Below are 16,120 nucleotides of genomic sequence, written 5' to 3' on the forward strand. Positions count from 1 at the left end.
TGTCGCCCGTCCCGAGGGCTGGCGTTTGGCCGCTACGGTGACGCCGATGATCGGCAGGGCACGGGGGCGAATGGCATGAGTCGACTGTGGACCCGTTTCGGGTCGTGGATCCTTTTCGCAGCAGGCCTCGCGGCGAATATTCTGGCGATCGTCGTCATCTATCGGCTGGTGCCGATGGACGGCAACCTTCCACCTGGCGTTGTCGTCATGGTGTGCTGGGCGGTGCAGCTTGCCGTGCAGCGCGTGGTCGCCTACCGCGCGGGGATCCCGGGCGCGGACAGGGAGATCGCGGAGGGCGGCGACCGCAGCCGTTCCGGTTCGTCGGTCCGCGACGTGTTGCTCGCTGTCAGGACGGCGCTCACGGACTTCCGGCCCGATTCGTACACGGTGGTTGTGCTGGTGCTTGTTTCCTTCGTGGTGTTCGCGTTGGCCGCTCCGCGGGCGTGGTTCGACATTCCCTGGCTGTCCGCGGTCAGGTACGTGTTCGTGTTTATGATCTTTTTGATGTATTGGGCCATGCACGGGCAGGGCTTCGACCACCGGCCGGCCGGTCCGAAGCCGGTGTTCGCGTCCGCAGCGGAGCGCAGGCGTCACCTCTGGCAGCAGGTCTGGCCGTATGGCCTGTTGGTGGCGATGCTCGCCGCTTTCGTGACGGGCATCGTGCTCATTCTCTGGCTGGTGCCGGTCATCGGGGTGGGCGGTACACCTGTGGTGGTGGTGTCGGCACTTTGGCTGGTCGTGTGGGGTGTGGCCTTCAGGCTCGTCCTGGTCTGGCTGGGAAAGGAGTCGGCGGCGCCGAGGCCGGTGTTCGCGTCCGCGGCGGGGCGCAGGCGTCACCTCTGGCAGCAGGTCTGGCCGTATGGCCTGCTGGTGGCGGCGGTCGCCGGGTTCGTGCTGGGCTTCGCGTTCATCCTCTGGCTGGCACCGGTCGCCGGGGTGGGCTACACGCCCATGGCGATCGCCCTGGTTTTCTGGACGGTGCTGTCGGGAGTGGCTTTCAAGATCCTCATCAACTGGTTGGAGTCCGACTCGCTCCCGCAGCCGGTCGCATCGCCGATCCGAGAACGCGAGCCGCAGTCCGCGACCCGCCTGGAGCCGGTCGGCGTCGGGGTGTTGAGCTGGGACGAAGGGGCCAGGCGCTGCGCAGTGAAGACCTCCGAGCAGCTGCGCGACCAGGTACTGCGCCTGCACCTGAGCACGGTCGACCTGCCGAGGTTCGCGGACTTCGCGCCCAGCGTGGGCGTGCCGGTGAGCATCAGCCTCGGTGACGAGGAGAGCCTGCTCGTGACGGTGCCGGTCGACGGCACCCCGCCGCTCGTGGTGACGATGGGGCCGGAAGGGCTGCGCACGGTGCCGGTCGCGTCCTCCGACGGCGCACGTTCGGTGTTCCCGCCGAGCGCGGCGATTCCCATGGAGGTCGCGATCGACGTGCTCGCAGGGTACTGCGCGACCGGCGAACTGCCGAACCTGACGACGGGTCCGAAGCTGGGCGACGGTGGGGAACGAAGTGTTGCGTGAGCTGTACGGGGCTTTGCCGGCGGCGCGAGCGGCGACTCGGCACCGGGCCGAGGTGCCTGGTGACTAGTCTGTGTTGATGATCAGTGGGCGCACGGTGTGAGACCGGTGGAGGACATCCACCTCGACCGGCACGGCCGGATTCTGGCCGGGGAGAACGAGGGCTTCTTCATCCACGTTCACTTCGACGCCGAGCGGACCCACGGCTACTACGTGTTCATGGTCGATGACATCGAGAATCCTTCCGATGGCGGCGACCACTGGGCCGCGGACATGGCGGAGTTGAGGACCCTCTTCCGCACCTCGGACTGGCGGATCGAATGGCTGTGACAAGGACCTGAGCCTGCGCGTATGCGCTGGTCGGCGGCCTATGGATCCGATGCAGTTTGGTCAGGCCACGGCGAGCCAAGGGCCGACGTGGCCGGTGGCGGCAGGCCACCACCGTCGGCTCTGCATGAGTTCCTGCCTGGTACGAAGACGGCATGAGCATTCGCCGGGACCACTACCACGATCCTGATGCGCCGACGGCTACCCGGATCGTGCCCGGCGGGGTCGCGGTCATCGTCGACGGGCAGGGACGGGTGCTGCTGCAGCGACGCGCCGACTCGGGCAACTGGTCGCTGCCGGGCGGCACGATGGAGGTCGGCGAGACCCTCGCACAGTGCGTGGTCCGCGAGGTCCGCGAGGAGACGGGCCTCGACATCGAGATCACCGGCCTGGTCGGCGTCTACACCGACCCCGGGCACGTCATCGCGTACGGCGACGGTGAGGTGCGCCAGCAGTTCAGCATCGTGTTCGGTGCTCGCGCCGTCGGCGGCGTCCTGTCGCTCAGCGACGAGTCCACCGACCTGCGCTATGTGGACTCGGCCGAGTTCGCCGCGCTGCCGATTCACGAGTCGACCCGCCTGCGGCTGCGCCACCACCTCGACCACCGCGACACCCCCTACCTGGGCTGACGACCGTGCAGATTCGCGCCGCACACGAAAACCGTTCTCCGGCCGAACGCGCGTTCTGAGATGATCCACCGCACGGGCCGGTGTGGACGGGCCGCCGGATTCGGCGATGAGGAGGTCGTGTCGTGGCGGGCTGGGACGCGTTCGTCGGCGAGCTGACGGTGCTCGCCCGTTGCGTCGGTGTGCGGGTGCCGGCCGACCTGCGCGACGAGCACCAGCGCTGGCCTCTCTACCAGCGGGCGATGGGCCGCCCGGAATGCCATGAGCAGCTGATGGCCACGGTCGCGGCCGACCCTGTCCTGATGATGGCGGTCGTGGTGCAGATGCTCGGGATCGACCGCGAGGGACGGGACCGGTGGGTGGCGCTGGCCCGCGAGGAGCAGGACCGTGCGTACGCGAGCCGCCGGGCCGCCGAACACGCGATCCGCGAAGCGCACGGCGACGTTGCCGACCTCGGCCCTGAGGTGATTCCGACCTGGACCGACTGGCTGCAGAGGCGGCTGTCCGAGGTCTCGACAGTGCCCGTGGTGCTGGAACTGCTGGCGCGCCACGGCCGGACGAAGCGGATCAGGCGAACGGCGTCGAGCCGGGGCGGTGCGCCGCCGGAGGTGCCGTTGAGCAGATCCCGTCAGGCGCTGGTCACCAGGTGCATCGAAGACCTCAGGACGGCGTACCGCGATCCGGCGCTGCCGAACCGGTCGTTCGTGGGCGCGGCGTTGGACCGGCTGCCCTATCGCGATCTGTGCCAGGAGCTCGCGGCGCTGGGGCCGGTCGAGGACGACACCGAGGTCAACTGCGACGTGTGCTTCACCCTGGTGCTGCCCGGTCCTGAGTCGTTGCTGGTCAGGCTTTCCATGGTCGGCCCGTACGCCGTCGTGCTGCGCTTCGGGGAAACGCCTGCGGCGCGACGGCTGCTGCTGCCGCGGCGACGCGGGTACGGCGAGGTCGCGCAGCGGGTGCTGCACCTGCTCACCCGGCACGGGCTGATCCTGCTGGACGAGGCGGAACTCGCGACGCGGGTGCCGCTGGCGCTGACCGGAGCCGGCACCGACACCACCCTGTACGCGGCGCTGTTCGAACCCGATGCGGACCTGCCGTGGATCCGGTGACGCGTCACCCGGTACGCGGCTTCGGCGGGCACAGCGCGTCGCCGGCCGGGCCGCCGCAGGGGCGCAACCGGATCTCGGTGATCGCGTGCCGGTCCACCGACGTCACCTGGGCGGTCCACCCGTCGAGGTGCACGATCTCGCCGGTCCGGGTCGGCACGTGCCCCAGCATCGCGATGACCAGCCCGGCGATGGTGATGTAGTCGCCGCCGGGCCGCTCGTCCAGGTTGACCCCGATGTCGGGCAGGTCGTGGATCGGGAACGTGCCGGGCAGCAGCATGTCGCCGTCGTCGCCCTGCTGCACGGCCATCACGTCCCGGTCGGTCTCGTCGTAGATCTCGCCGACGACCTCCTCCAGCAGGTCCTCCAGCGTGACGATGCCGTCGACCGCCCCGTGCTCGTCGACGACCAGCGCGAACTGCTGATGTTCGACCTTGAACCGGCGCAGCGCGTCCGCGGCGTGCAGGGAATCGGGCAGCAGCAGGGCCGGGCGGGCGAGGTCGGCCAGGCCGGCCGCGTCGTCGGCCAGCAGGTCGCGCAGGTGCACGACGCCGAGCGTGTCGTCCAGGTTGCGGCGGCGCACGACGGGCGCCCGCGAGAATCCCGAGCCCGCGAGTTCCTTGCGGGCCGCCTCCACCGGCATGTCGGCGTCGAGGGTGAACACGTTGCGGCGCGGGATCAGCACCTCGCGCAGGACCCGTTCGGTGATCTCGACGGCCCCGGCGATGATGAGCCGCTGCTCGGCGGTGAAGCCGCGGTGCACGCTGACCATGTCGCGCACCTCCGCGGGCGTGATCTCGTCGCCGCGGTGGCGGTGCGGGTCGCCGCCCATGAGGCGTACGCCCAGGTCGGTGGCTTTGCTCAGCACCCAGACGAACGGCCGGGAGATGGTCGCGAGCACGGTCAGCGGGCGGCCCGCCAGCGTGGCCCACCGCTCGGCGTGCTGCATCGCGACGCGTTTGGGTGCGAGTTCGCCGAATACCAGGGTGAGGAACGTCAGCAGCAGGGTCACGGCGATGACCGCGGCCGGGCGCGCGGCGCGGCCGAGGAAGCCCAGCGCGGGCTGGAGCACCTCGGCCAGCGCGATGGCGGCCGTCGCCGAGGCCAGGAAACCGGCCAGGGTGATGCCGATCTGGATGGTGGCCAGGAACCGGTTCGGGTCCCGGGCGAGAGCCGCGGCGGCCGCGGCGCCGCCACCCTGCTGCTCCATCCGGCGCAGCTGGCCCTCACGCAGCGAGACCAGCGCCATCTCGCTGCCGGCGAACAGCGCGTTCAACACGATCAGTACCGCTACCAGCACGAGTTGGATCCAGTGGTCGCCCACCATCGATCACCTGAGGCCCGCCTGGAGTGTCCGCCGGTACGCGCAGGCCGGGCCTCGGCCCGGCCTGGTATCACAGCCTTCCATTCGGTCAACGGTAGCAGCAGGTCACGGCCCTGGGGCCGGGTCTGCGAGGACCGGTCAGCGGCCGCCGCGGGGCTGGTTGCCCTTCTTCAGGCGCATCACGCCGGCCTGGCCCACCGACATCTGGGTACGGGTGGCCTTCTCCCGCGCCGCCATGGCGCGCTGGCGGGACTGCTCTTGTGCGTGCTCGGACGCCCACGCGGCATGCTCGCCGGGCGCATGGTCGTGCTCGGCGTGCGGCGTGCCGGGCTGGTCCTGCTCGACCGGGGCCTGGCGCGGCTTGTCCTGGTGCGGGTGCCGGCGGGACTGGTTGTTCTTGGGCATCGCTCCTCCTCGACGGATCACCTCCACGCTAGGAGCGCGGGCGGCGGGCCGCAGGCGGTTGGCGAATCAGCACTCGATCAGGCAGGGCGCAGCAGGTCGGGAAGGGCGTCGAGGCCGTCGACGATGGTGGCGTGGCGGGCCGCCTCGGGCTTCTCCGAGCCGAGGTACCCCCACGGGCCGCGGCGGACCAGGACGGGTTTCATGCCGGCGCGGGTGGACGGCAGCACGTCGTTGTCGACCCGGTCGCCCACGTAGCAGATCGCCGCCGGGGTGAGGTCCGCTACTTCGGCGACCTTGGTGAAGAAGCTCGGGTGGGGCTTCTCGATGCCCCACTCGGCAGAGGTGTAGATCGCGTCGACGGGCAGGTCCATCCGCTCCAGCGCGGCCTTGGCCTGCGGCGGCTGGTTGCCCGCGATGATCACGGTCAGGCCGCGGCGGCGCAGCTCGGCGAAGGCCGGGCGCACGTCGGGGTAGAGGTCGGCCTCGTCGAAGTTCTCGCGCAGCCCGTCAGGGTCGTCGGCAGCCCAGGCGGACATCTCGGCGTCGACGTCGAGGCCGGGGCGCAGCAGCGCGAACGCGTCGCCGTGCGGGCGGTCCATCGCGGCCATGCCGCCGAGCAGCCCGAGCATGGCGAAGCGGGGCACGCCGAGGCGGTCGGCCCAGCGGCTCCAGATGCGGGTCTCGTCGATCAGCGTCTCGCCCACGTCGAACACCACGGCCTTGATCATCTGCCCAGGATATCGGGCGCCGGGGCGCATACCCCGCACGGGTGTGCCGCGGGTGCCGCTGGTCACCGGTGCAAAACCGGTGGCTCGGGCCGGTGGGCCGCGCGTAGCCTGCGCCGGGTGGAAGCGATGACGGAACCGCAGATCAGGCGGGCGATGGCGAACTGCTCACGCGGCGACGCGTCGGCGATGACGCTGCCGAAGGACTTCGCGGAGCTCGACTGGGCGGGACGCAGTTTCCTCGGCTGGCGCGACGTGAAGCTGGAGCAGCGCGGCTACCTGCTGCGCTGGCGGGACGGCAAGCCGGTGGGGCTGCTGCTGCGGGCCGCCGACTCGGTGATGTCGCGGAGGCGGGCCGCGATGTGCCTGCTGTGCCAGTCGGTGCGCCCGTCCGACGAGGTCACCCTGTTCACCGCGCGCCGCAAGGGCGACGCGGGACGGCGCGGCGACACCGTCGGCACGTACATGTGCGCCGACCTGGCGTGCATGCCCGGCGACGCGGTCGACGCGCGGGTCGACGCGTTTCTGGCCGAGGTGCTGCACTCCTGAGCTGGTGCACCGGCCCGGGGACGTCGATCGCCTAAGCCGCCAGGTTCGGGCGGCCGACATCCCCGGGCCGGCGCGAGGTGTCCGTGGAGCCGGGCCCTACCCCGAGTGGCCCGGCTCCACGGCGTCTCAGCGCCGCCCGGCCAGGGCGGTCAGGGAGCGGGCCGCCGTGGCGGCCGCGGTGTTCACGATGATGTCCAGCAGCTGCGGGTATGACATCCCGGCCGCCTGCCAGATGCGCGGGTACTGCGACGCGGCGGTGAACCCCGGGAACGTGTTGACCTCGTTGAGGACCGGTTCGCCGCCGTCGGCGGGCAGGAAGAAGTCGACGCGCAGCAGGCCGCGGCACTCCAGCGCGGCGAACGCCTGCAGTGCCCGGCACTGCAGCAGCGCGGTGACCCACGGGTCGAGCCGTGCGGGGATGTCGAACACCACCTCCCCGGCGGTGTACTTGGCGTCGTAGTCGAAGAAGCCGTGCCCGCCCGTGACCCGGATCTCCAGCGGCGGTCCGGCCTGCAGCGACCCGTCCGGGTGCTCCAGCACGGCCACGTCGACCTCGCGCCCGGCCACCCCGGCCTCGACGAGGACCTTGCCGTCGCAGGCGCGGGCGGCGGCCAGCGCCCCGGGCAGCTGCGCCCAGTCGTCGACGCGGGTCACGCCGATGCTGGACCCGGCGCGGGCCGGTTTGACGAAGACAGGCAGGCCCAGGCGCTCGCGGTCGGCGGGGGACACGTCGTCCTGGCCGGGGCGCAGCACCACACCGTCGGCCACCCGCAGCCCGTCGGCGGCGAGGATCTTCTTGGTGAACTCCTTGTCCATGCCGGTGGCGCTGGCCAGCACGCCGCTGCCGACGTACGGCACACCGACCATCTCCAGCAGGGACTGCACCGTGCCGTCCTCGCCGTAGGGGCCGTGCAGCGCGGGGAAGACCACGTCGACGCGGCCCAGCGCGCGCAGCGCGTCGCCCATGCTCACCGGGATGCCGTCGACGTGCCAGGCGCCGTCGCGGCCGATGACCACCTCGGTGATGTCGTACCGGGCGCGGTCCAGGTGGGCCAGGATGCTGCGCGCGCTCTTGCACGACACGTCGTGCTCCCCGCTGCGCCCCCCGTAGATGACGGCAAGCCTCATCGTCGCTTCCTTCCGTGGTGCGGGAAAGGAAGGGCACCTTCTACACGGACGTCCGCTGTGCAGGTGCCCTTCCCATCGTGGCGGCGGGGCACGCGGGTGCCGATGCCGGTGAGGATCTCGTGGGGGTTGGTGGCGGCCCAGGTGGCCCAGTCGGCGGCGGTGGGTTCGCCGTCGTCGCCGGGGCCGAGCACGGTGACCGGGTCACCGATGCGAACGTCGGCGTCGCCGGCGTCGACGATGCACTGGTCCATGGCGACGCGGCCGATGATCGGCAGTCGCCGCCCCCCGAGCAGGACCTGTGCGCGCCCGTCGACGCCGCGCGGGACGCCGTCGGCGAATCCGAGCGGGATCAGGGCGAGGGTGGTGGGCCGGGCCGTGACGTGGGTGTGCTGGTAGGAGACCCCGGTGCCGGCGGGCACCCGCTTGGCCATGATCACTTGAGTACGCAGGGTGAGCGCCGGACGCAGCCCGAACGCGCGACCGGGCACCGGCTCGACCCCGTACACCGCGATGCCCGCGCGGACCAGGTCGAAGTGGGTCTGCGGGGCGGTGAACACGGCGGCCGAGTTCGCCAGGTGCAGCAGCTGCGGGTCCAGCCCGGCGTCGCGGGCGTAGGTCACCGCCTCGGCGAACGCGGCCGTCTGCGCGGTCACGCCGTAGGGCGAGGAGTCGGCGGTGGCCAGGTGCGACCACACGCCGCGCACGGCCAGCACGCCCTCCCGCTCGTACTTGCGGGCCCAGGCGACCAGCTCCGGCCAGCCGTCGGCGGTCGCGCCGTGCCGCGACATCCCAGTGTCGATCTTGAGGTGGACCTGGGCGGTGCGGCCGGTGCCGCGGGCCGCGGCGGCGACCGCATCGAGCAGCTCCGGAGCGGCCACGGACACGTCCACGTCGGCGGCGGTCAGCGCGGCGAAGTCGGCGCCGGGGCCGTGCAGCCAGCTCAGCACCGGTGCGGTGAGCCCCGCGGCACGCAGCTCGAGCGCCTCGGCGGCGCTGGTGACCCCGAGCCAGGTGGCGCCACCGGCCAGCGCGGCCCGGGCCACCGGCACCGCGCCGTGGCCGAACCCGTCCGCCTTCACCACGGCCATCACCGCGGCGGTCGTGGCCGCGCCGATCCGTTCGACGTTGCCCGCGACAGCAGCGAGGTCGACGACCGCCTCAGCCAGCTCTCCAGTCACGTTCGGTAGCCAACAACAGGGGGTGTGAGGGTGCCGAGAGGGATTTCACTAACGCTGCGCTAACAACGCCCGTGCATACTTGGCGATCGGTCGGTCGAGGAGGTGGCGGGGTGCGGGTCCTGGTCGTGGAGGACGAGGAACTGATGGCCGAGGCCATCGCCGAAGGGCTGCGGCAGGAGGCCATCGCCGTCGACGTCGCCTACGACGGGGCGGCGGCGCTGGAGAAACTCGCGGTCAACGCGTACGACGTCATGATCCTGGATCGTGACCTGCCGCGGGTGCACGGGGACGAGGTGTGCCGCCAGGTCGTGGCGCAGGGCCTGGACGTGCGGGTGCTGATGCTCACAGTGTCGGTGACGGTGGCTGAGCGGGTCGCCGGGCTCAGCCTCGGCGCCGACGACTACCTGCCCAAGCCGTTCGCGTTCGCCGAGCTGGTGGCCCGGGTGCGGGCGCTGGGCCGCCGGGCCCGTCCGGCCACGCCGCCGGTGCTGGAGCGGGCCGGCATCCGGCTCGACCCGAACCACCGCGAGACGTACCGCGACGGGCGCTACGTCAGCCTGTCCCGCCGGGAGTTCGCGGTGCTGGAGGAGCTGCTGCGGGCCGAGGGCGCGGTGGTGTCGGCGGAGACGCTGCTGGAGAAGGTCTGGGACGAGCACATGGATCCGTTCACCACCATCGTCCGGGTCACCATCAGCGGGCTGCGCCGCAAGCTGGGCGACCCGCAGCCGATCGAGACGGTCACCGCCGTCGGCTACCGGATCCGCTGATGGGCGAGTGGCGCGGCAACCTGCGGGTACGCCTGACCGTGGTGTTCAGCCTGGTGTTCGCCCTCGCGGGCGGATCGGTGCTGGCCGGCATGCTGATCCTGGTCAACAACGCCATGGCGTACAGCATGGGCATCGTCTTCGCCGACAAGTACTCGCGCCTCGACCCGGGCGGCTACCAGACCGCTGAGCAGGCCATGAGCTCGCTGGATGCGTCCAAGCAGACGATCCTGGACTCGATGCAGTCCAACCTGCTGTTCAAGGGCGGCCTGACACTGCTGGCGATGTGGGTGCTGGCCACCGCCGCGGGCTGGTTCGTCGCCGGGCGGCTGCTGCGCCCGCTCAGCATGATCACCGCGACCGCGCACCGGATCGCCGGGCGCACCCTGCACAAGCGCATCGACCTGGACGCCCCGCCCGGCGAGGTGAAGAGCCTCGCGGACTCGTTCGACAGCATGCTCGACCGCCTCGACGAGGCCTTCGCGGGCCAGGGCCGGTTCATCGCCAACGCGGCCCACGAGCTGAAGACCCCGATCGCGCTGAACCGCACCCTGGTCGAGGTCGCGATGAGCCGCCCGGACAGCCCGCCGCAGGTGCACCAGCTCGGCCAGAATCTGCTGGCGGTCAACCAGCGCCACGAGCGGCTCATCGACGCCCTGCTGACGCTCGCGCGCGCCGAGGACGCGGTGACCGAGCGCCGCCTGGTCGACGTCGCGGAGCTGGCCACCATCGCCGCCGACACGACCGAGGCCCTGGCCGGGCGGCTGTCCGTGCAGATCGGCCGCGAGCTGACGCCGGCGCCGGTGACGGGCGACCCGATCCTGCTGGAGCAGATGATCCGCAACCTGATCGACAACGCGACGCGCTACAACGTCGAGGGCGGTTGGGTGCGGGTGCAGACCGTCGCCCGGCCCCGTCACGCCGAGATCGTGGTGAGCAACACCGGCGCGGTCATCTCGTCGTACGAGGTGCCCACCCTGTTCGAGCCGTTCCGGCGGCTCACCGACCGGGTCGGCTCGTCGCGCGGCAGCGGCCTGGGCCTGTCCATCGTGCGCGCGGTCGCCCAGGCCCACCGCGGCGACGCCGTGGCCGTGCCCCGCCCCGGCGGCGGCCTGGTCGTACGCGTGATCCTGCCCCGCTCCGCCCACCCCTTGGCCGAACCGGTGATCATCGCCCCGGCTCTCCCCGAGAACCACGTGCCCGCCCACCCCTGAGTCCGCGCCGACCAGCCGGCTCGGGCCGGGCCGCGTCGGCCGGGCCGGGCCGCGTCATGATCGCTGTTTCGTGTCGGAACCAGTGGTCGAGGCGCAGGTTTCGACACGAAACAGCGATCTCTGCTGCCGTGCGACCTCCGCCGCCGCGCCCGGAGGCCGGGCGAGGCCGAGGGCGAGTGGACGGGCGGCGGGGCCGGGGTCAGACCAGGCCGAGGCCGAGGGTGAGGGTGCCGGCGGCCAGGGATGCGCCGCCGAGGGGGACGAGCCAGATGAGCTTGTTCGGCTTGGTGTCGGCCGGGCGGACCACGGACAGGAAGAAGCCCAGCGACATGACGATCGGCGGGGCCACCAGCAGTGCCCGGACCAGGGTCTGCGTGCTCGCGCCGTAGCCGGTCTCGTCGAGGTAGGGCAGCGCGACCAGCGCGAAGATCACCAGCACGCCGGCGTGTGCGTGCCCGGCGGTCCAGAGTGCCCGGCGGACCGGATTGTCGAGGTAGCCGGGGATGCGCTTGACGATGCTCATCAGCAGCGACAGCCCGCCGAAGACGATGGTCGACACGGTGATGAGCAGGATCCCGGCGGTGAAAAGGGTGGCGGCGGACATGACCGGCCTCTCTGGATAGTGGATAGCAACACTATCCACTATAGGTTCAAGCCCGTCAATCACCTGCTGTTCGCCGTCGGCCGGGGCGCGGGACGGTTTCAGCGGCCGCCGGAGACCTTGAGGGTGGCGCCCGTGGTGTACGACGCCTCGTCGCCGAGCAGCCAGACGATGGCGTTCGCGACCTCCTCGGGCTGTCCCGAGCGGCCCAGCGGGGCGGCCGGCCCGAGCCGGTCCGCGCGGCCGGGTTCGCCGCTGCCGGCGTGGAATCCGGTGTGGATGACGCCGGGGGAGACCGTGTTGACCCGGATCCCGGCCGGGCCGAGCTCCTTCGACAGGCCCACGGTCAGCGTCTCGACGGCGGCCTTCGACGCGGCGTAGTGCACGTATTCGCCCGGGCTGCCCAGGGTCGCGGCGACCGAGGAGACGTTCACGATCGCGCCGCCGGGGCCCATCCGGCGGGCCGCCTCCTGGGCGCAGAGGAACGCGCCGATGACGTTGACCTCGACCACGCGGCGCAGGTCGGCTTCGGACAGCTCGGTGAACGGCCCGATGGCGCTGCTCACCGCGGCGTTGTTGACCAGCCCGGTGGGCGTGCCGAGTTCGGCCTGCGTACGGTCGAACAGCTCGCGCACCTGAGTGCCGTCGGACACGTCGACGCGCACCGCGATCGCCCGCCGTCCGGCCGCCGCCACCTTCGCGACGACTTCTGCCGCCGCGTCGGCGTCGCCGCGGTAGCCGACGACGACGTCATGTCCCGCTGCGGCGAGCTTTACGCAGGTGGCAGCGCCTATGCCGCGGCTGCCGCCGGTCACGATGATGATCCCCATCGGTCCATTAGAGCAACCGCGAAGCGGGCGTGACAGGCCGTGACACTGTCACCGCCGACACACCCGGTGCGCGGGACGGACCGGTGCTGCGAAGATGTCCCCACTTTCCGCATGGTGTCAGTGCCGCTGTTGTCGGTGGGCTCTGATAGAACATGCGTATCAAACATGTGTTCGGCGAGGGTGTGGGAGCGCGGTTATGGCGGGACTGTCGACTCAGGAGTTGACGCAGATCCAGGAGACGCTTGCGTCCGGCAAGCGGCCCAGGGTCATGTTCACCGAGGCGGCCGGCCAGATCGCGGGCCAGCTGGGGCAGGTCGTGCAGCTCGACGACCCGGCCACCCACGATGAATGGATCATGGTGAAGTTCGGCAGCGACGTGCTGCCGTTCGCGCCGGGCGATCTCACCATCCCGCCCAAGGGCGCCACGGGCCGCAGGCCCACGCCCGAGCCGGTTCCGGAGCCTGTCGCCCCGCCCGAGCCCGAGTTTATGATCATCCGTGAGAAGCCTGGCCGTCAGGAGCGACCCGTGTCCGTAAATCCCGAGGTGTCCGAACAGGAGACGCCCGCCGTGGCGCCCGCCCCGCGCAAGCCCGCCGCCGGCAAGGGCCCCAAGGTGAAGCCGCCGGCCGGGCTGACCGTGACGCTGGCCTACACCGAGGGCGAGTGGACGGTCGGCGCGGTCCAGGGCACCAAGGCGCTCGCCAAGCCCTACATCATCAAGGCGCAGGAGGCGCTGAAGATGGTGTCGATGCTGGACGTGCCGGGTGTGCAGGAGGCCGTGGAGCAGATCCTGGGCGCCGAGCGGGCCGAGGCCGAGGCGCACGCGCTGAAGCTGCGTGCCGAGCTGGCCGAGCTCGAGGCCAAGCTCGCGGAGCTGGGCGCGGCCGGCGCCTGAGGTTTCACGGAAGCGGGGTGGCCGTGACGGCCACCCCGCTTCTTCTTGCGCGTGATCAGCGCCGGTCCCGCCCGGCGGGCATGCCGCTGTGCGGCGTATGCGTCCTGGTGGAAAAACCCGTCCCGGGCTGCACGCGCCTTGGCGGGGTCACAGTGCCGTGCAGGTCACCGTGGTGCCGGCGGGCGCACCGTTGGCCTGGAAGCCGAACTCCGTGTAAGCGCCCTCGGCCAGCTTGCCGTTGTAGCCCAGGTTGCTCACCTGGACCGTGCCGGTCGTCCCGGTGAACTGCCCGTTCCAGCCGTTGACCACGGTCGTTCCGGACGGCAGCGCCAGCGCGACGCGCCAGCCGTTGATCCCAGCGCTGCCCGCGGTGACCCGCACCGTGGCGACGAACCCGCCGGTCCAGGCATTGCTCACGGTGAACACCGCCGTGCAGCCGCCCGGTGCCGGAGGGGATGCGCTCGGCGACGGCGGGACGCTTGGCGAGGCCGACGCGCTCGGCGACGGCGGCCGTGACGGCGAGGGAGACACCGACGGTGAGGCCGACGCACTGGGCGACGGCGGCGTGGACGGGCTCGCCGACGGGCTGGTCGTGGTGTTCAGGCCGAAGAAGGCGACCGCCGCGCCGTACTGCACCGGCAGGTTGTGCGGCGTGTTGGCCATGCTGACGGCCTCGACCAGCACCTGCCCGGAGCCGTTGGCGTAGCGGGTGCGGGTCCAGCCCGCCTGCGGGGTGTCCGTCGAGGTCGGCGTCTGGCTCAGCCCGTGCACGTTGGTCCACTGCTCGATCGCCTCGCCGAAGTTGACGTACGACAGCACCTCGTCGTTGACGCCGTGCCACAGCTGCATCCGCGGCCGCGCGCCGGTGTAGCCGGGGTAGGCGTTGCGGACCAGGTCGCCCCACTGCTGCGGGGTCTTGCCGACCTGTCCCTGGGCGCAGGCGCTGTGCCAGCTCTCCGTCCCGGCGAAGCAGCCGAACGGCACCCCGGCGAAGGCCGAGCCGGCCCGGTAGACGTCCGGGTACGCGCCGAGCAAGACGTTGGTCATCATGCCGCCGGAGGAGACGCCGGTGACGTAGGTGCGGGCCGGGTCGGCGTTGTGGGTCTGCTGCACGTACTTCGTCATCGAGACGATGCTCAGCGAGTCGCCGCCGCCGTTGTGCGTGAGCGTGGCGGCCGACGCGACGTCGAAGCAGCCGTCGCTGCGGGTCACCGACGGGTAGACCACGATGAAGCCGTACTGGTCGGCGAGCCGGGCGTAGTCGGAGCCGTTGTACATCGCGGGACCGTCGCCGTGGCACCAGTGCACCGCGACCAGCAGGCCCGGCCGGGGCGCGACGGTGTTCGGGACGTACAGGAACATGCGCAGGCTGCCGGGGTTGGCGCCGAAGCCGGTGACCTCGGTGAGGGTCGCCGCGGCGGCGGGTGAGGCGACGGTGAGGATCACCGCGGCGATGAGGGGGACGACGGCGAGCCACAGGGCGTGCAGGGCTCTGCGTGGGGTCATGGAGCTTGCTCCTTGCCGGAGGAGAGACGCGCGTCCCGGCCGCGTAGGCCGCGGGACGGCAGGTGCGTCGAGGTCGCTGCCGCCACGCGGGCTCGGCCCGGTGCGCCCTCGGCAGTCGGATCAGGCCGTCCACCCCGGTGGACGGTCGTTGCTCCCGATCCGCGAGTGTAGTGGCGGCGGTGAATGCGTGTCAGTGCCGTGGCGGCGAACGGTAGCGCCGCAGCGCCGAACGGCACCGCGCGACGTGGCAGTGTGCGGGGCGGGCCGGAGGGATGCCTTTCGCCGGCCGTACGCACACGTCGGGGCGCGGAAAGAGGACTTCGCGGACCCTGGGTCGAACAAGCCCGCGGGCCGTCGACGCCGCATGGCAGGATCGTGGACCGTGAGCCCGTCGACTAGCTGGTCCCCGCCCCCGCTGCTGCGTTTCGCGATGCTGCTCGCCGAAGGCGTGGTGCGCCTGCTGACGCGCCTGGAGGTCACCGGGGACATCCCCGAGCAGGCCCGGCGCGGGTCGCTCATCCTCGCCGCGAACCACATCAGCCCGTTCGACCCGATCGCGGTCGCGGCGGCGTTCCGGCGCCTCGGTGTACACCCGAGGATCATGGCGAACGCGGGCCTGTTCCGGACCCCGGTGATCGGGCCGCTGATGCGCTGGCAGGGCCACATCCAGGTCGACCGCGGCGAGCCGACCGCCGGCAACGCCGTCACGGACAGCGTCACCGCGCTCGACGAGGGCGCCATGCTGATGATCTACCCGGAAGGGCGCATCGGCCTCGACCCGGCGATGTGGCCCGAACGCGGCCGCACCGGCGTCGGCCGCCTGGTGCTGGCCACCGGCGCCCCGGTCATCCCGGTCGCGATCTGGGGCAGTCACGAGGTCATCCCGTACGCGGCGCCCACCGGCATGTGGCCGATGATCTGGCGCTCGCTGCGCCGGCGGCCGCGGGTGCGGGTGCACGTCGGCCCGCGGGTCGACCTGTCCGGCATAGAGGAGGCCCGGCCGGGCGCGGCACAGCGCATCGCCGACCGCATCATCGACGCGATCGCGATCGAGCTGGCCCCGCTGCGCGCCGACGAACCTGACGCCCCGCGCTTCGTCGACCCGTCCCGCCCCACCGAGACCCGCCGCGCCAGGCCGCGCACCGCGCGCTGAGGGCCGCTACCCCCGCTGGGAGCGGTACGCGGCCACCAGTTCGCGGGTGGTGGCCAGGCCCAGCTCCTGGCGTAGGTCGGCGATGCGACGGTTGGCCGTACGCAACGACAGGTACTCCGCGGCGGCCGCCGCGGCTATCGTCGCGCCGTCAGCCAGCCGGTCCAGCAGCGCACGCTGGACCGGGGAAAGCTGTCGCAGCCAGTCCACAGGGTCGTCGTCCACCTGAGCACCCCTTCAAGACATCAACGTCCCCGGAAAGATCGATTTGTTTCGA

18 protein-coding genes are annotated in these 16,120 nt (G+C 71.8%); 9 read left to right on the forward strand and 9 right to left on the reverse strand.

Translation table 11 applies throughout. The annotated features are described in order from the left end of the window. Positions 1-75 precede the first annotated feature (75 nt). The 4 genes from FLL47_RS04295 to FLL47_RS04310 all read left to right on the forward strand — a co-directional run bounded on the left by FLL47_RS04295 (position 76) and on the right by FLL47_RS04310 (position 3,577). Positions 76-1,518, forward strand: a complete 1,443-nt coding sequence (locus FLL47_RS04295) for an Imm1 family immunity protein (RefSeq protein WP_144119103.1) — start codon at positions 76-78, stop codon at positions 1,516-1,518. Between the two features lie 105 nt (positions 1,519-1,623). Beyond that, positions 1,624-1,845 (forward strand): hypothetical protein, encoded by a 222-nt coding sequence (locus FLL47_RS04300; protein WP_144119104.1) that lies wholly within the window; start codon positions 1,624-1,626, stop codon positions 1,843-1,845. Positions 1,846-1,997: 152 nt separating this feature from the next. Beyond that, complete coding sequence (locus FLL47_RS04305) at positions 1,998-2,471, forward strand: NUDIX domain-containing protein (RefSeq protein WP_144119105.1); 474 nt, start codon at positions 1,998-2,000, stop codon at positions 2,469-2,471. 122 nt (positions 2,472-2,593) lie between these two features. After that, the gene (locus FLL47_RS04310; protein ID WP_144119106.1) at positions 2,594-3,577 is read left to right on the forward strand and encodes a hypothetical protein; all 984 of its coding nucleotides are present in this window, start codon (positions 2,594-2,596) and stop codon (positions 3,575-3,577) included. A 4-nt stretch (positions 3,578-3,581) separates the two neighbouring features. On the opposite strand, the gene FLL47_RS04315 is transcribed toward FLL47_RS04310, so the two are convergent. The 3 genes from FLL47_RS04315 to FLL47_RS04325 all read right to left on the reverse strand — a co-directional run bounded on the left by FLL47_RS04315 (position 3,582) and on the right by FLL47_RS04325 (position 6,031). Then, positions 3,582-4,898, reverse strand: a complete 1,317-nt coding sequence (locus tag FLL47_RS04315) for a hemolysin family protein (protein ID WP_144119349.1) — start codon at positions 4,896-4,898, stop codon at positions 3,582-3,584. 138 nt (positions 4,899-5,036) lie between these two features. Continuing rightward, positions 5,037-5,303, reverse strand: coding sequence for a hypothetical protein (locus tag FLL47_RS04320; protein WP_144119107.1), 267 nt, complete (start codon positions 5,301-5,303; stop codon positions 5,037-5,039). A 77-nt stretch (positions 5,304-5,380) separates the two neighbouring features. Next, positions 5,381-6,031, reverse strand: coding sequence for an HAD family hydrolase (locus FLL47_RS04325; protein ID WP_144119108.1), 651 nt, complete (start codon positions 6,029-6,031; stop codon positions 5,381-5,383). Positions 6,032-6,157: 126 nt separating this feature from the next. Here FLL47_RS04325 and FLL47_RS04330 point away from each other — a divergent pair, with 126 nt between their 5' ends. Next, positions 6,158-6,577, forward strand: coding sequence for an FBP domain-containing protein (locus FLL47_RS04330; protein WP_144119109.1), 420 nt, complete (start codon positions 6,158-6,160; stop codon positions 6,575-6,577). A gap of 126 nt (positions 6,578-6,703) precedes the next feature. Here the strand turns inward: FLL47_RS04330 and FLL47_RS04335 are convergent, their stop codons facing one another. Together FLL47_RS04335 and alr are read right to left on the reverse strand one after the other, a co-directional pair. Beyond that, positions 6,704-7,705, reverse strand: a complete 1,002-nt coding sequence (locus tag FLL47_RS04335; RefSeq protein WP_144119110.1) for a D-alanine--D-alanine ligase family protein — start codon at positions 7,703-7,705, stop codon at positions 6,704-6,706. Then, complete coding sequence (gene alr / locus FLL47_RS04340; protein ID WP_246157527.1) at positions 7,702-8,883, reverse strand: alanine racemase; 1,182 nt, start codon at positions 8,881-8,883, stop codon at positions 7,702-7,704. The genes FLL47_RS04335 and alr overlap by 4 nt, the downstream gene beginning before the upstream one ends. 110 nt (positions 8,884-8,993) lie before the next feature. Between alr and FLL47_RS04345 the strand changes: the two genes are divergently transcribed. Both FLL47_RS04345 and FLL47_RS04350 read left to right on the forward strand, forming a co-directional pair. Next, the gene (locus FLL47_RS04345) at positions 8,994-9,650 is read left to right on the forward strand and encodes a response regulator transcription factor (protein ID WP_144119111.1); all 657 of its coding nucleotides are present in this window, start codon (positions 8,994-8,996) and stop codon (positions 9,648-9,650) included. Beyond that, the gene (locus FLL47_RS04350; protein ID WP_144119112.1) at positions 9,650-10,861 is read left to right on the forward strand and encodes a sensor histidine kinase; all 1,212 of its coding nucleotides are present in this window, start codon (positions 9,650-9,652) and stop codon (positions 10,859-10,861) included. Before FLL47_RS04345 ends, FLL47_RS04350 begins: the two co-directional genes overlap by 1 nt. Before the next feature lie 199 nt (positions 10,862-11,060). Here FLL47_RS04350 and FLL47_RS04355 read toward each other — a convergent pair whose 3' ends face one another. After that, positions 11,061-11,465: a hypothetical protein gene (locus tag FLL47_RS04355; protein WP_144119113.1), complete on the reverse strand. Its 405-nt coding sequence runs from the start codon at positions 11,463-11,465 to the stop codon at positions 11,061-11,063. 98 nt (positions 11,466-11,563) lie between these two features. Next, positions 11,564-12,292 (reverse strand): SDR family oxidoreductase, encoded by a 729-nt coding sequence (locus FLL47_RS04360; RefSeq protein WP_144119114.1) that lies wholly within the window; start codon positions 12,290-12,292, stop codon positions 11,564-11,566. Between the two features lie 196 nt (positions 12,293-12,488). Between FLL47_RS04360 and FLL47_RS04365 the strand changes: the two genes are divergently transcribed. After that, positions 12,489-13,187, forward strand: coding sequence for a hypothetical protein (locus tag FLL47_RS04365; RefSeq protein ID WP_144119115.1), 699 nt, complete (start codon positions 12,489-12,491; stop codon positions 13,185-13,187). Positions 13,188-13,334: 147 nt separating this feature from the next. On the opposite strand, the gene FLL47_RS04370 is transcribed toward FLL47_RS04365, so the two are convergent. After that, positions 13,335-14,693, reverse strand: a complete 1,359-nt coding sequence (locus FLL47_RS04370) for an extracellular catalytic domain type 1 short-chain-length polyhydroxyalkanoate depolymerase (protein ID WP_144119116.1) — start codon at positions 14,691-14,693, stop codon at positions 13,335-13,337. A 430-nt stretch (positions 14,694-15,123) separates the two neighbouring features. On the opposite strand from FLL47_RS04370, the gene FLL47_RS04375 reads away from it, so the two are divergent. Beyond that, the gene (locus FLL47_RS04375; RefSeq protein ID WP_144119351.1) at positions 15,124-15,846 is read left to right on the forward strand and encodes a lysophospholipid acyltransferase family protein; all 723 of its coding nucleotides are present in this window, start codon (positions 15,124-15,126) and stop codon (positions 15,844-15,846) included. Positions 15,847-15,852: 6 nt separating this feature from the next. Here FLL47_RS04375 and FLL47_RS04380 read toward each other — a convergent pair whose 3' ends face one another. Beyond that, complete coding sequence (locus FLL47_RS04380) at positions 15,853-16,068, reverse strand: hypothetical protein (protein WP_246157528.1); 216 nt, start codon at positions 16,066-16,068, stop codon at positions 15,853-15,855. Between the last annotated feature and the right edge of the window lie 52 nt (positions 16,069-16,120).

Source organism: Catellatospora sichuanensis, assembly GCF_007483665.1.
GTDB lineage: Bacteria > Actinomycetota > Actinomycetes > Mycobacteriales > Micromonosporaceae > Catellatospora > Catellatospora sichuanensis.

Excerpts from the sequence above, each read along its gene's own strand:
- FLL47_RS04360 (WP_144119114.1), bottom strand. The coding sequence starts at position 12,292 with ATGGGGATCATCATCGTGACCGGCGGCAGCCGCGGCATAGGCGCTGCC.
- FLL47_RS04350 (WP_144119112.1), top strand. The coding sequence starts at position 9,650 with ATGGGCGAGTGGCGCGGCAACCTGCGGGTACGCCTGACCGTGGTGTTC.
- FLL47_RS04325 (WP_144119108.1), bottom strand. The coding sequence starts at position 6,031 with ATGATCAAGGCCGTGGTGTTCGACGTGGGCGAGACGCTGATCGACGAG.
- FLL47_RS04365 (WP_144119115.1), top strand. The coding sequence starts at position 12,489 with ATGGCGGGACTGTCGACTCAGGAGTTGACGCAGATCCAGGAGACGCTT.
- FLL47_RS04370 (WP_144119116.1), bottom strand. The coding sequence starts at position 14,693 with ATGACCCCACGCAGAGCCCTGCACGCCCTGTGGCTCGCCGTCGTCCCC.
- FLL47_RS04375 (WP_144119351.1), top strand. The coding sequence starts at position 15,124 with ATGCTGCTCGCCGAAGGCGTGGTGCGCCTGCTGACGCGCCTGGAGGTC.
- FLL47_RS04295 (WP_144119103.1), top strand. The coding sequence starts at position 76 with ATGAGTCGACTGTGGACCCGTTTCGGGTCGTGGATCCTTTTCGCAGCA.
- FLL47_RS04330 (WP_144119109.1), top strand. The coding sequence starts at position 6,158 with ATGACGGAACCGCAGATCAGGCGGGCGATGGCGAACTGCTCACGCGGC.
- FLL47_RS04320 (WP_144119107.1), bottom strand. The coding sequence starts at position 5,303 with ATGCCCAAGAACAACCAGTCCCGCCGGCACCCGCACCAGGACAAGCCG.
- FLL47_RS04335 (WP_144119110.1), bottom strand. The coding sequence starts at position 7,705 with ATGAGGCTTGCCGTCATCTACGGGGGGCGCAGCGGGGAGCACGACGTG.
- FLL47_RS04305 (WP_144119105.1), top strand. The coding sequence starts at position 1,998 with ATGAGCATTCGCCGGGACCACTACCACGATCCTGATGCGCCGACGGCT.
- FLL47_RS04355 (WP_144119113.1), bottom strand. The coding sequence starts at position 11,465 with ATGTCCGCCGCCACCCTTTTCACCGCCGGGATCCTGCTCATCACCGTG.